The organism is Kordia zhangzhouensis (assembly GCF_001005305.1).
Classification (GTDB): domain Bacteria; phylum Bacteroidota; class Bacteroidia; order Flavobacteriales; family Flavobacteriaceae; genus Kordia; species Kordia zhangzhouensis.
The window spans coordinates 144,391-157,789 of record NZ_LBMH01000004.1 but is presented as its reverse complement, the minus strand read 5'-3'; the positions used below and the strand labels follow the sequence as shown (position 1 = coordinate 157,789).

13 protein-coding genes are annotated in these 13,399 nt (G+C 33.5%); 12 read left to right on the top strand and 1 reads right to left on the bottom strand.

The features are described from left to right. Positions 1-89: 89 nt before the first annotated feature. The 9 genes from AA088_RS07350 (at position 90) to AA088_RS07310 (ending at position 9,605) form a co-directional block, all read left to right on the top strand. Positions 90-1,034 (top strand): DUF4365 domain-containing protein, encoded by a 945-nt coding sequence (locus AA088_RS07350; protein ID WP_046744323.1) that lies wholly within the window; start codon positions 90-92, stop codon positions 1,032-1,034. A gap of 164 nt (positions 1,035-1,198) precedes the next feature. Then, entirely contained in the window at positions 1,199-1,603 is a 405-nt protein-coding gene (locus AA088_RS07345; RefSeq protein WP_046744322.1) for a hypothetical protein, read from the top strand. Between the two features lie 8 nt (positions 1,604-1,611). After that, a complete protein-coding gene (locus AA088_RS07340; protein WP_046744321.1) occupies positions 1,612-3,087 on the top strand; it encodes a patatin-like phospholipase family protein in 1,476 nt (491 codons plus the stop codon). 90 nt (positions 3,088-3,177) lie between these two features. Beyond that, complete coding sequence (locus tag AA088_RS07335; RefSeq protein WP_046744320.1) at positions 3,178-4,068, top strand: radical SAM protein; 891 nt, start codon at positions 3,178-3,180, stop codon at positions 4,066-4,068. Further along, the gene (locus tag AA088_RS07330) at positions 4,065-4,424 is read left to right on the top strand and encodes a DUF6375 family protein (protein WP_046744319.1); all 360 of its coding nucleotides are present in this window, start codon (positions 4,065-4,067) and stop codon (positions 4,422-4,424) included. Before AA088_RS07335 ends, AA088_RS07330 begins: the two co-directional genes overlap by 4 nt. Positions 4,425-4,583: 159 nt before the next feature. Continuing rightward, the gene (locus AA088_RS07325) at positions 4,584-5,633 is read left to right on the top strand and encodes a nuclease-related domain-containing protein (RefSeq protein WP_046744318.1); all 1,050 of its coding nucleotides are present in this window, start codon (positions 4,584-4,586) and stop codon (positions 5,631-5,633) included. Between the two features lie 85 nt (positions 5,634-5,718). After that, positions 5,719-6,963, top strand: a complete 1,245-nt coding sequence (locus AA088_RS07320) for a class I SAM-dependent rRNA methyltransferase (protein WP_046744317.1) — start codon at positions 5,719-5,721, stop codon at positions 6,961-6,963. 66 nt (positions 6,964-7,029) lie between these two features. Beyond that, positions 7,030-7,503: a hypothetical protein gene (locus tag AA088_RS07315; RefSeq protein WP_156168474.1), complete on the top strand. Its 474-nt coding sequence runs from the start codon at positions 7,030-7,032 to the stop codon at positions 7,501-7,503. Between the two features lie 122 nt (positions 7,504-7,625). After that, positions 7,626-9,605, top strand: coding sequence for a heavy metal translocating P-type ATPase (locus tag AA088_RS07310; RefSeq protein WP_046744315.1), 1,980 nt, complete (start codon positions 7,626-7,628; stop codon positions 9,603-9,605). 7 nt (positions 9,606-9,612) lie between these two features. Here the strand turns inward: AA088_RS07310 and AA088_RS07305 are convergent, their stop codons facing one another. After that, a complete protein-coding gene (locus AA088_RS07305) occupies positions 9,613-9,936 on the bottom strand; it encodes a DoxX family protein (protein ID WP_241483392.1) in 324 nt (107 codons plus the stop codon). A gap of 178 nt (positions 9,937-10,114) precedes the next feature. Between AA088_RS07305 and AA088_RS07300 the strand changes: the two genes are divergently transcribed. The 3 genes from AA088_RS07300 (at position 10,115) to AA088_RS07285 (ending at position 13,349) form a co-directional block, all read left to right on the top strand. Continuing rightward, positions 10,115-10,585 carry a hypothetical protein gene (locus tag AA088_RS07300; protein ID WP_052752814.1) on the top strand — a complete coding sequence of 157 codons (471 nt, stop codon included), beginning with the start codon at positions 10,115-10,117 and terminating at the stop codon, positions 10,583-10,585. 130 nt (positions 10,586-10,715) lie between these two features. Next, positions 10,716-11,981: a DUF6265 family protein gene (locus tag AA088_RS18715; protein WP_241483391.1), complete on the top strand. Its 1,266-nt coding sequence runs from the start codon at positions 10,716-10,718 to the stop codon at positions 11,979-11,981. Positions 11,982-12,011: 30 nt separating this feature from the next. Then, on the top strand, positions 12,012-13,349 hold the full coding sequence (locus tag AA088_RS07285) for a M28 family metallopeptidase (protein ID WP_046744313.1): 1,338 nt from the start codon (positions 12,012-12,014) through the stop codon (positions 13,347-13,349). The last annotated feature ends 50 nt before the right edge of the window (positions 13,350-13,399 follow it).

The following is a 13,399-nucleotide window of genomic DNA, read 5'->3' as shown; positions in this document are numbered from 1 at the left end:
AACTTTGTTCTTAACCGAAAGTTTAGTGCTTCGAAATCGCCTACTTTTCATATACTAACCGTTGCCAGCAATTAAAACAGAAACGCTAAATGAGTAAATTTTCGCCAACAGAGAGAATTGGTGTTTCAAAAATTGAAACCATTTTTTTAAAAGAATTTGAATGGATACCAAGAACAATCCTTGCGACAGATGTTGGAATAGATATGACTGTGGAAATTTCAGAAAAAGGAGAACCTTCAGGCGAACTTTTTGCTATTCAAATAAAAACTGGCGAAAGCTATTTTAACGAAGAGAGTAATAACAAAATAGTATTCAGAGGAAAAGAAAAGCACCTGAATTATTGGCTCAACTACAGCTTACCTGTTATAATTATACTTCACAATCCTGAAAATGATTTAACTATTTGGCAAGAAATCACCGAAAGCAATATTTCTAAAACCAAAAAGAGTTGGAAAATTGAGATTCCAAAACATCAAATATTATCTAAATCATTCTATGACAAGCTAAAAGACTTAAACAGATACCCAAAAGAAATACAAAGATTTCAGAAACTACTAGCTGATAAAAAGCTTATGCGTCTGATTGCAGAGGGAAAAGATATAATCCTTGAAATTGAGGAATGGATAAACAAAACAGATGGTCGAGTTTCTTTAACCATAAAAGAAAATGTTAGCGAAGATATTGACATTGAAATAAGTACAGTAAAATATATTAATTTTTATGACATAAAACAGAGTTTACAAGTTGTATTTCCTTGGGCAGAATTTGAAATTGACGAACCATTTTATGAAATCTATGAAAGTGATAACTTTATGGCAGAATATGGGATTTGGGATTCAGAGGACAAACAATACATCGGAACTTCAATTGATGCTTCTGAATATTATGATTCTTTGCCTGAAATTAGACCATATAAAGATGCAAGTGGCGAAGTCGAATATTATAGACTTATTTTTAAACTAAATGATTTAGGAAAGTCAATTTTAAATGTAATTGAATTTGCCGATAATGGAAAGCAATTAAAACTGATTTAAAAATAACTGCTGGCAACAATGTATAACCGCAATTACGGCAGATTCGACTACGTCCGAATCCACTCGGAATTGCTAACGTCAGTGCTAAACCGAAAATAAACGCATATTAACCCGTAACTGACGGTTATACGAACCGTTAGCTGTAAGTGTAAAAAACTAGAAGAATGGCAGAAACTGTTCAAATTGAGGTAAAATTTAATCCAAAGAACTTAGAAAGCGTTTTTGGCTTACCATACAGGATTGAAGTTGAAAAAGGTGATACAATTGAGTGGATCATAAAAGATCCTCTCATATTTAAAGAAATATTCTTTTCGTCAAAAAAAAGGATATATGGAGTAAAGTTCACATTGTATTTTGAAGATACAACTCCGTTCCAATGGAAGACGGAATCGCTAAGAATATTAGGTAGATTTCCACCTTTTTATCCTGATAGGTTTCCAATTAAAATAGCAACTGGAATAGCTGACAAAAAAGGCGATCACAAATATGGCTTAAAGTTGGTTTCATTGGAGAATGAAAACAAGGGAGAACCTGATTTTGATGACGATCCATATTTAAGAGTTTATTAGTCATCATTATGGCATTTAATATTGAAATATTAGCTACAAACGAAAATCTGTATTCAGACATTGAGCAGGCAATAACTACATTAAATCAAGTTCAAAGTGATTTTATCTTTCAAATTACAAGTTCAACTTATCAGGACTTTTTGTTTTTACACAAAGCGGGGGACTACAAATCAGAGGATGTTTTTTCTTGGATAATTGATTTCAAGGAAAAAGCGAAAGGCCATCGCCCTTTTGTTATTGTGGTAGTGGATGGATTTCTTCAATCAAAAAGACTGAGCAATATATTCGGTACTGTTTCCGCTAAAAATGGTTTTGCTGTTTTTACAACTCATGATTTTGAACACTTTGTATACGATCGAATTAGATATTTGAGATATTACTTTGTCCGATATGCGTTAAGCTTTCTTGAACCATCAATTAAATCTCATAACGATCCTAATAGAAAAACTTGCATCTTTCACAAGAAAATGAATAAACTTGAAATAAGAGATTCATTGAATTCAGGTGAAATTTGCAGTGAATGTTTTAACCAACTTAAACCAAAACTTACACTCGAAATAAAGAATTCAATAAATTCCCTTTTACAAATAGTCAGTAATCAGTTCCCGTATTCACTAGTTGTCAAAGGTGGAGGTGTCAAGGGATTGGCCTTTGCTGGTGCTTTACTTGAACTAGAAAAACATTTTTCTTTTGACACATTTGCTGGTACTTCAGCAGGCGCAATTGCTTCAGTTCTATTAGGCGCAGGTTATAAACCTAACGAACTTATTGAAATTCTTAGTAATAAGAATTTTAGCGACTTCAAAGATGCAAAAGGTTTAAAAATCATTTTAAATTTTATCATAACTAAAGGGCTATACCCTGGTAATGAAATTGAAAAATGGATCAATGAATTATTAAAATCGAAATATCCTAATAAGTTATCTAAAGTTAAGCTAAAAGAACTTGAACACCAGACAATAGTTTATTCCTCAAGAATTAAAGACGGTACTTTGACATTTGATTCAAAAGGAGAGCGTATGGACAATCATGCAGCCTTTGCTGCCAGATGCTCAATGTCAATTCCCTATTATTTCAGTCCGAAATATGTGGATGGCATAAGAGTCTATGATGGTGGGTTAAGGAGTAATTTTCCTTTGAAAACATTTACTGAGAGATATCCTAACAAACCTTTTATTGGAATGTTTTTAGTATCAGATTCTAAAGAAGGTGGACTTGTTATTGGAGAATTAATGAATATCGCGATTGAAGGAGAAGAAATCCAAACGGTAGAAAAATATATTAATCAAGTGGTTGTCATCGATTCCAGACCAATTAAAACAACTGACTTTAATCTGACAGAAGCTAAAAAGGATTATTTAATCTGTGCAGGAAGGATTGGTGCATTGAAATATATATTGAGAGCACACCCGGATATTCGAATTAACGAAGATGAATTAAACTCATTGGAATTAAGAATAAAAGAATTACAAAAAGAACTATAGCCTACAGCTAACAATGTATAACAAATCATAGCCGTCTTTCGGCAGGCTACGCTTGTTATATTAAACGTTAGCCACAAGGCAAGAAAACAAATGAAATTAAGAAAAGAGATAAGCGGACTTCACTACTTTGATAGAAAATCAGGGATTCATATTTTAATGGATGAAGTGACTTTAAATGAAAATGAAATTTCAAATTCACCTCGCATAGTTAGTATTGCATTAACCAATATATGTGACTTAAAATGTCATTTTTGTTATGCACCAAAGAACAAAGAAACTTTAAGTTTCGAAAGTCTAAAGAAAATCACTAAAAAACTTGACGAAATAGGAGTTCTGGAATTAACTTTTGGTGGTGGCGAACCAACTCTATTCCCAAACTTTACCGAACTATGTGATTGGATATGGAATAATACATCATTGGGAATAAGTTTTACAACTCACGGACATAAAATGAAAAAAGAGTTTGTAGAGCAACTAATCGGTAATGTCTCAATGATTCGTTTTTCAATCGATGGTGTTGAACCACGATACTCAGAAATTAGAGGTAAAAAATTATCAGACTTACTAAAGAAAATTGAGTTTGTTAAAGGTAAAATTCCATTTGGAATAAACTGTGTTGTTAGTAAAAATGGAATTAGAGAATTAGAAAAAGTAATTGAATTAGCAATAAGTATTTCATCAGAAAATGTGTTAATAATTCCTGAACATCTCAATGGTGTTTTTCAATTAACTGAAAATGATTGGGTAGAATTAGACAAAATAATAGAGAAATATGACAGCGAAATCGAGTTGTTAGTAACTCACGAAGCTGCAAATTTTATTAAATCAAAAACTCTTGAGATTTCTAACCCAAACGAATTTCTTTTTTCTCATATTTCTGCTAACAATAAGCTAAAAATCAATTCTTACGATAAAGAAGGAATTGAAATTGATAACATAAACGAAATCGAAAAATATTTCAAACAAATAAATAAAATATGAAAGTATGGAAATCATTTGCTGGAGAGCACTCAGCAAAATTAAGAATTATAGGAACCTTTAAAACAGCCGAAGATGCTCAAAAAGCTGCTGATTTTTACAATGATTTAATCGATGTCGAAGATAAATCAGATGGAGGTAACGATTACTTTTCAGATGAACTAATGGAACTTTTTAGGAAACATAACTTTAGTTCATTTAATGAAAATGATGCTGAACAAGCTGATTATTTCTACAAGTTTGAACCTGAAGGAAATCAAATAGAAGTTTTAACGGATGAGCTTGATGTTCAATCTATAATTAAAACTTTTATTCGTTGGGGAGCAAAAGTTGAATTATACAGTCGTCACGATTATTAAAAAGCCCAGTGGCTAACAATGGCTATAAGTAATTGCTTGGTCTTGCCTACTTCTGAAAATCCTCGCGGATTTTCAGCTTGGTCATAATTTTAGAGTCAAGTACTAGTCTTTGTGACTATTCATATCTGAGACTGTCAATCTTAATCTAAAAAATCATTAATGGCAAGAATATATGGAACTATAGAATCACTAAAATCCTTGAAATCTGAATTAGAAGATAAAGGAGTTTCTAGATTTAGTTCTGTAAGAGAAATTAATGATTTTTTGTCAAATTATGAATCCGAAAGACTATCGATTCTTGATGAAACATCGAACAAGTTAGAAAAAGAATATTCAGAAACTTGTAAAAATCTTGAACTGAAAATAAAGAAAAAGTCTGAAATCATCCATTTTGAAGAAGAAAAGATAAACAATAAAGTTTCTGAATTACGAATAAAAATTGATTCAGTTCAGCATAAAAAAAAAGGAAACTTATTAAAGAACATAATTTCAAATATTAATCTTTACTTTCTAAAAAAACAATTCAATCGCTATCTAAAAAATAAAACTGAATTCATAAATTCATCTGTAAAAGAAATATCTACACATATTAAAAATGATGAACTTTTCATCGAAAAATATAAAACGGAAAAACAAAACATAATTGAAAGAAGGGCTAAATCTAAAATTGATAAATTGGAATATATTCAAAATGTAATACGAAATTCTAAAAATCTGATTTCAGGAGCCATTGGAGAAAATTTAGTCGTTAAGGAAATAAAAAAATTATCCGATGATTATGTTTTAATTAATGATTTTAATTTAAATTTTTCTAGCCCCATTTTTTATAAAAAGCATCATCAAAAAATCTATTCCATACAAATTGACCATCTTTTAATATCTAAAGCTGGTATTTTTATAATTGAAACAAAAAACTGGAGTAAATCATCGATAGAATCAATTAGTTTAAGGTCACCGATAGAACAAATTGAAAGGGCAAATTTTGCTCTTTACATATATATCTCAGAAAATATAACTTTAAATGAACATCACTGGGGAGAACAAAAAATTCCAATACGAAATCTTATCGTGATGATTAACAATAAACCTAAAGGCGAGTTCAAATATGTAAAAATAAAGCTCTTGAAAGAAATGAATGATTACATTAACTATTTTGAACCTGTATTAACAGAAAAACAAGTAAACAAAATAACTGACATTTTAATTTAGCAAAAAGCTGTAGACAATTAAAGCAACCAAAATTCTCAATTCTAATAGCTCAATTCTAACATCTAAAACCCAAAAAACCATACCTTTGCCAAAACAAACACGCAAAACAAAAAACTTGACTCAAATTCCCAACATCCCAACAAACAAAATCGCCATCAAACTGAAACCAAAAGCGGAAACCTTGGTGAAGAAAGGACATCCATGGGTGTTTGAAAGTAGTATCGTAAAACAAAATAAAGAAGGAAACAGTGGTGATTTGGCAGTAATCTTTGACCAGCGGAAGAATCAATTTTTAGCCTGTGGCTTTTACGACCCGAATTCTCCCATTCGTATCAAAATCTTGCAAGCCAACAAACCTGCAACCATCAATGCAGAATGGTTTAGGAATAAAATACAAGAAGCCTATAACAAACGATTGCCATTACTACAAACCGACACAAATAGCTATCGTTTAATTTATGGCGAAAATGACAGTTTGCCTTCATTGATAGCCGATGTGTATGATAGTGTTCTTGTTGTAAAATTGTATGCATCGTTTTGGTTTTATCATTTGGCAACTATTTTACCAGCGTTGATTGAAGTCAGCAAGGCAAAAACAACAGTATTACGACTCAGTCGAAATGTGCAAAAAGAAAACAATGAATTTGATTTTACGGACGGACAAATTTTAGACGGCGAACTCAAAAACGAAATCATCATTTTTAAAGAACATGGTGTTAACTTCTCTGCCAACGTGATTCACGGACACAAAACAGGTTATTTTTTAGACCACAGAGCCAACAGGAAAAAAGTAGGCGAACTTTCTAAAAACAAGACGGTTTTAGACGTGTTTTCGTATGCTGGCGGATTTTCCGTACATGCCTTGGTTGGCGGTGCCAAAGAAGTCACAAGTTTAGATATCAGTGCACCCGCATTGGAAATTGCCAAAAGCAACGCAAAATTGAATCCGTTTTCAGGAAAACATAAGGTCATTGCTGGCGATGCATTTGAAGAAATGGCCCTTCTGGCGAAAGCCAACAAAAAATTTGACCTTGTGGTGATTGATCCGCCATCGTTTGCCAAAAGCGCGACGGAAGTTCCCAAAGCACTGGCTAGTTATAGAAAGTTGACGCAACTAGGGCTGAAATTAATTCATAAAAAAGGAATGTTAGTGTTGGCATCATGCAGTTCGCGCGTCACAGCCGAGGAGTTTTTTGAATTGGTAGAAGAAACGTTGCAACTGAACAATACCAATTACGAAATCTTAGAAATAACTCAACATGACAGCGATCATCCAATCAGCTTTCCAGAAGGCGCGTATTTGAAGTGTATGTACATCAAAATACAATGACGTTTTCATTTCTGCGGCTTGTACTGAACTTGTCCAAGTAAGGTAAACTTTACGTATCTTTAGTACATGAAAAAATACCTACTTACTGTATGCTTTAGTTGTATTGCGTTGATGACTTTTGCACAGACAAAAGTATATCTCGGAAATTCTACTTTCACCACAAACTTGATTTGTACAGTTGAGAATGGAACCATTTACAAAGGCAATTCGAAGTTCAATCTAGATATTTTATTCAACGTACAAGATTCAAAGATTTATCAAGGGCGATTTACTTTTTTAAAAGATATAGTTGCCACAGTTCGAAATGGAAAAGTGTATAAGGGAAATTCTTTCTTTCAAGGCGATATTCTTTTCAACATACAAAACAATACAATCTATCAAGGAAATTCCATCTCTTCTTTTGATATTATTGCCTACATTGAAGATGGGAAGGTGTACCTAGAAAATAATCGCACTCTCAACACCATCCTTTTTACTTTTGAAGGCGAACTAACTTTGGAGGAATTTGTAGCCGTATGGTTATTGGTTCGTTCCATATAGTTTTTTCTGTACATTTTTCTAAATTGAAAAAATGTTTCCTATAATAAATTAATCATTTGTGAAACTGCTCGTCACATAACAACTTATTTTTAATATCTTGTATCTTTAACCATGCAACCTACATGACACCACAAAAACACACAAATCACGATCAGCATACACACGATCATCATGGTATATTTGGAGAAAAAACAGAGCTTTACTTTGCCATTCTCAGTGGTTTATTTTTCTTTATAGGACTTATTCTCAAAAAACTCATTGCTGCTCCAGAGTGGACTTACTTAACTAGTTACCTACTAGCCTATTTCTTTGGCGGTTTTTACACCACTATTGAAGCATATGAAAAGATAAAAAAAGGAGAGTTTGAAATTGATTTCTTAATGATTGCAGCCGCTATTGGTGCTGCTTATATTGGAAGTTGGGGAGAAGGTGCTTTGCTCCTATTTCTATTTAGTCTTGGGCATGCATTAGAAAGTTATGCCATGAGTAGAGCCAAAAAATCGATAGAAGCCCTCGGTAGTTTATCTCCTAAGACTGCCTTAGTTAAAAAGGGACAAGAGCTTATAGAAGTTCCTGTTGAAAAGTTACAATTACATGATATCATCGTGGTCAAACCCAATGCAAAAATATCTGCAGATGGTGTTATAATAAATGGACATAGTAGTATAAATCAAGCTTCTATAACTGGAGAAAGTATTCCAGTAGATAAAACAGCTATTAAAAATAGTTCCAATCTTCCAAATTTTGATGAAATAGACAAACAGCATGTGGTATACACAGGAACAATTAATGGAGATAACGCCATAGAAGTTTTAGTCTTAAAACTCAATGAAGACAGTACGATTTCGCGACTGATTCAAATGGTAAGTGAAGCTGAAACTCAAAAATCGCCTACACAATTACAAACTAAAAAATTTGAAAAATGGTTTGTTCCTATCGTAATCTTTTTAGTAGTTGTTTTATGCTTTGCTCATTTAGTTATTGATGAAACAATTAATGAAAGTCTTTACAGAGCCATTAGTGTACTTATAGCCGCAAGTCCATGTGCGTTGGCCATCTCTACACCAAGTGCCGTATTAAGTGGTATTGCTTGTGCAGCAAAAAATGGAGTCCTAATAAAAGGAGGACGTGCATTAGAAGACCTCGGTAGCCTCACCACTATTGCTTTTGACAAAACTGGAACCTTAACAGAAGGAAAACCGAAACTAACCAATGCCATACCTTTAAATGATTTTGATGAAAAACAATTTTTAAAAGTTGTTGTAGAAGTAGAAAGTTTGAGTAATCATCCTTTGGCCAGAGCCATATCAAAAGACATAAAAACTACATATTCTATTGAAACTAATAATGAGGCATCAGACATTCAAGCCATTCAAGGAAAAGGAATCAAAGCCATTTACAAAAATGAATGGGTTTATATAGGAAATACTAGGCTCATGCTTGATAATGGAATTGCCGTAACCTCACATGTAGAAACCACAATGAAGGAGTTACTAGAAAATGGTCATACAGTCATGTTAGTTGCTTATCAAGCACAACTCATTGGCTTATTGAGCGTAATGGACGTGCCAAGAGCTACCGCAAAAGATACTCTTCAAAAATTAAAAGATATAGGCATTAAAAAAATGATTATGCTTACGGGCGATCATCAAAATGTAGGAGATTCCATTGCAAGACAAATTGGATTAACTGAAGCCAAAGGAAATTTACTACCAGAAGACAAAGTAAAAGCCATTCAACAACTCAAACAACGTGATGCCAAAGTAGCCATGATTGGCGATGGTGTAAATGATGCTCCTGCAATGGCAAATAGTACCGTTGGCGTGGCTATGGGAGCAGCGGGAAGTGATGTAGCGCTCGAAACTGCGGATGTAGCTTTAATGTCTGATAAAATAGATAAACTTCCTTTTGTTATTGGATTGAGTAGAAAATCCAAATATATCATCAAGCAAAACTTATGGATTAGCTTAGGTGTAGTTGCCTTTTTAGTACCGATTACCATTATGGGATTAACAAACATTGGTAGTGCTGTGGCTATACACGAAGGCTCTACGCTTTTAGTGGTGCTCAATGCTTTACGTTTATTAAGATTTAAAGTATAAAAAAGGGCTATACAAAAGTATATGCCCAATACAATAGTAAAAGTTGTATTGGCAAACGAATCATCGTAACAATTACCATCTTTCCTTTACGCTTGGCTTTTTGATAGTGGTATACATTGGCAGGAAATACGAAAATCAATAAAATTATAATTCCTATGGCTGCGTAGCTACGTGTTGTTTCCCACAGCAATGCTAATCCCAAAAGTACCTCAGCTATACCAACTGCTATATTTACAAATGCGGGTATAGGAACCCATTTTGGCGTAATACTTAAAAAAAATTTAGGCTTCCAAAAATGACACATTCCAGCAATAAGATAAATTGCTGACATTGTGTATAGTGAAATGTAAGATAACAAAGTCATAAGGTAAAAGTATGCTTTTTATGCGCTATAAAAAATTTCTTTTGAGTCACTAAACTCAAAAACAGACCGAACAACCGATAAAATTTGTTTTTTAAGGTGAAAACTATAGTTTAGAATATTGCATTAACACGCTAAAACTGAACGTATGAGAAAAATAGTATTCATCTTTTTGATGACAGGATTTGTAATTGCTTGTGGAAGTAAAAAATCTACTGTAGCAAAAACAACTTCTATCAAAAAAGCAACCGACAAAAATTATAAACAAACACTGAAAGATCAGTACACTTTTGTAATCAACGAAATAGCTACAGATACTACATATGGATATTCTCCAAAAAATGCTGTAGAAGTTGGCGGTGTTAAAGATGGTGAAGGTCCTATAAATGAACGACGTTATTTAAATGCATTAACTGGCCCTAATGGTGAAGTTGTTTCGTATTACCGAGCAGGAAGCTGCTGTGCAGTAAAAAGTAACAATTCTCCCTATGGTGAGTTTGCCCTTTTAGATAATTACAGAGTTACTTGGGAAGGCTCAAAAGATACCGTTTCAATCTATATCAACATGTACGATTCTAGTCCTCTAAAAGCACCTAAAGGATTTGGATTGCGGAAGTAATAAAAAAATTAAAAAAATAAGCTTTTTTAAAACCCTAAACTTCTGAGCTTATTTTGTTAAAAATCAATGCAGAGTAAAAGCATATTTCTAAAAATGCGTAACTTTCTAAACCAACTAACAAATCAACCTGATGAAAAGATTGTTACAATTTCTAGGAATTGTGTGTCCGCTTGCTCTGTATGCACAAACCAACACAGAAATCTATTTATTTGATCTTACTACAGAAGAAGGGCAAATTAAGATTTCTAATGGAAAAAATATTTCCAATAATGAAGGGTATGACAATCAGCCTTCGTTTCAATACAGTAATAAAATTCTTTTTGCCTCTACGCGAAACGGACAAACGGATATCTGCGCTTACCATACCAATACTGGAAAAAAAGAATGGCTTTCGTCTACAAAACAAGGAAGTGAATATTCACCTACCTCCATCCCTACTACAAAAGATATTTCTGCCATTCGCTTAGATACTACAGGCTTACAACGTTTGTATCATTACCGAAGTGGCAAAAGTAAAAGCATCATCAGTGACAAAGTAATCGGCTACTATGTGTGGCATGATAAAAATACTGTTGTATCATTTGTATTAGGAGAGCCGAATGAATTGGTGATTTCTACTCTTAGAAATAATACCAATCGTACGGTAGACACTAATATTGGACGCTCTTTACACAATATTCCTAATACGAATCTAGTAAGTTACATCAGTAAAAAGAATGAGCATTGGGAAATTCGTTCATTAGATCTTAAAACAGGGGAAACTAAAAAAATTATTCATACAATTCCTAAAGTAGAAGACATGTGCTGGCTACTTGACGGTTCTATTTTAATGGGAAAAGGAAAAGTATTGTATCATTTTGATCCTAAAAAAGATACAGATTGGAAAATTGTTACTTTATTTGATCATGAAAAATTTGATAATATCACACGAATAACTGTCAACAAAGCCAACAACAAACTAGCGTTAGTTGCAGAACCCGAAACAACATTAGCTCCTACATTAGAAAACCTTCGTTGGATTGCTGGAAATTGGAAAGGAGAAGCTTTTGGAGGAATTACTGAAGAAAATTGGAGCGAACCATCAGGCGGTTCTATGATGGCAACCTTCAAATTGATTGTTGACAATGAAGTGCAGTTCTACGAAATTGAGACAATTGTGGAAGAAAATAACAGTTTGCTCTTACGATTAAAACATTTCAATAACGATTTGAAAGGCTGGGAAACAAAAGATCAAACCGTAGATTTTCCCCTAATTCGCATAACAGAGAACAAAGCCATTTTTGAAGGAATGACTTTTGAGAAAATTGACGAACATACTATGATTATTTATGTAGCAATTGGTCAAAAAAATGGTTCTGTTGAAATTGTTCCGTTTACCTACACTAAAAAAAACTAACCAAATTCTATAAAAATAGTTCTCCCTATTATGAAAAAAATATATACTATCATTCTACTATGCACCGCTACCATTGCGTTTTCTCAAACAGATTCTCGGCTATATACGATTATTGATGCGGTTTCTGCTGATAGAATTGAAAATGATATTAAAACGTTGGCAAACTTTGGAACACGAAATACGTTTAGCGACACAGTTTCTGAAACACGAGGTATTGGCGCTGCCAGACGTTGGATTAAAAAAGAATTTGAAAAAATCTCTGCCAACTGTAATAACTGTCTAAACGTATTTTATCAGAAAGATTTTGTAACCAAAGAAGGAAATAGTCGTGTCCCAAAAGACGCTTGGGTGGTAAATGTAGTCGCAATTCAAAAAGGAACCAAATACCCTAATCGCTATGTTATTATGAGTGGTGATATTGATTCGCGAGCAAGCGACACTATGGATTTTACCACAGACGCTCCTGGCGCAAACGACAATGCTTCTGGAATGGCAGGAACTATTGAAGCGGCTAGAGTGCTTTCAAAATATAGTTTTGAAAATAGTATTATTTACGTTGGATTGTCGGGCGAAGAGCAAGGACTTTTTGGCGGACAAGGATTAGCCAACTATGCCAAAGAACAAGGTTGGGATATTATTGGCGTGTTAAACAATGATATGATTGGCAATATTGAAGGAGTTGATGGCGTTATCGATAATCGTTCGTTTCGTATTTTTTCCGAACCTGTTCCTGCTAATGAAACTGAACGTGAACGCAGATCTCGTCGTTTTTATGGTGGTGAAGTAGATGGAATTTCTCGTCAATTAGCTCGTTATATTCATAAAAAAGTACAAACCTATATGCCCGAAATGAATCCTATGATGATATATCGTTTGGACCGTTTTGGTCGAGGTGGTCATCATAGACCATTTAATGATTTGGGATTTGCCGGAGTTCGAATCATGGAAGCTCATGAAAATTACAATCGTCAACACCAAAACATTCGTGAGGAAAATGGTATTAAATACGGAGATGTAATTGAAGGGGTTAATTTTGACTACGCAAAAAAACTTACTGCTGTCAATGCAATTAATCTGGCGAGTTTGGCATGGTCTCCTCTTCCACCAAAAGAAGTTGAAATTGGAGGAGTTGTTGAACCAAGTGTAAAATTTCGCTGGAAAAAATCAGACGATAGTAATGTGATAGGTTATAAAATTTACTGGAGAGATACCACCGCTCCACAATGGCAATACTCCCGATTTGTTGGCAATGTTACTGAATTTACCTTAAAAGGCATCGTTATTGACAATTATTACTTTGGTATTGCTACCGTTGGAAAGAACGGACATGAGAGTTTGATTGTATTTCCCGCAAAAGTGTTTAGATAACATCTCAAAAATATTTTATTTGGTTTCTATTGGATACGATTAAAATATAG

Bases quoted from the DNA above. Each gene is read 5' to 3' on its own strand.
- AA088_RS07350 (WP_046744323.1), top strand. From the start codon at position 90: ATGAGTAAATTTTCGCCAACAGAGAGAATTGGTGTTTCAAAAATTGAA.
- AA088_RS07345 (WP_046744322.1), top strand. From the start codon at position 1,199: ATGGCAGAAACTGTTCAAATTGAGGTAAAATTTAATCCAAAGAACTTA.
- AA088_RS07340 (WP_046744321.1), top strand. From the start codon at position 1,612: ATGGCATTTAATATTGAAATATTAGCTACAAACGAAAATCTGTATTCA.
- AA088_RS07335 (WP_046744320.1), top strand. From the start codon at position 3,178: ATGAAATTAAGAAAAGAGATAAGCGGACTTCACTACTTTGATAGAAAA.
- AA088_RS07330 (WP_046744319.1), top strand. From the start codon at position 4,065: ATGAAAGTATGGAAATCATTTGCTGGAGAGCACTCAGCAAAATTAAGA.
- AA088_RS07325 (WP_046744318.1), top strand. From the start codon at position 4,584: ATGGCAAGAATATATGGAACTATAGAATCACTAAAATCCTTGAAATCT.
- AA088_RS07315 (WP_156168474.1), top strand. From the start codon at position 7,030: ATGAAAAAATACCTACTTACTGTATGCTTTAGTTGTATTGCGTTGATG.
- AA088_RS07310 (WP_046744315.1), top strand. From the start codon at position 7,626: ATGACACCACAAAAACACACAAATCACGATCAGCATACACACGATCAT.
- AA088_RS07305 (WP_241483392.1), bottom strand. From the start codon at position 9,936: ATGTCAGCAATTTATCTTATTGCTGGAATGTGTCATTTTTGGAAGCCT.
- AA088_RS07300 (WP_052752814.1), top strand. From the start codon at position 10,115: ATGAGAAAAATAGTATTCATCTTTTTGATGACAGGATTTGTAATTGCT.
- AA088_RS18715 (WP_241483391.1), top strand. From the start codon at position 10,716: ATGAAAAGATTGTTACAATTTCTAGGAATTGTGTGTCCGCTTGCTCTG.
- AA088_RS07285 (WP_046744313.1), top strand. From the start codon at position 12,012: ATGAAAAAAATATATACTATCATTCTACTATGCACCGCTACCATTGCG.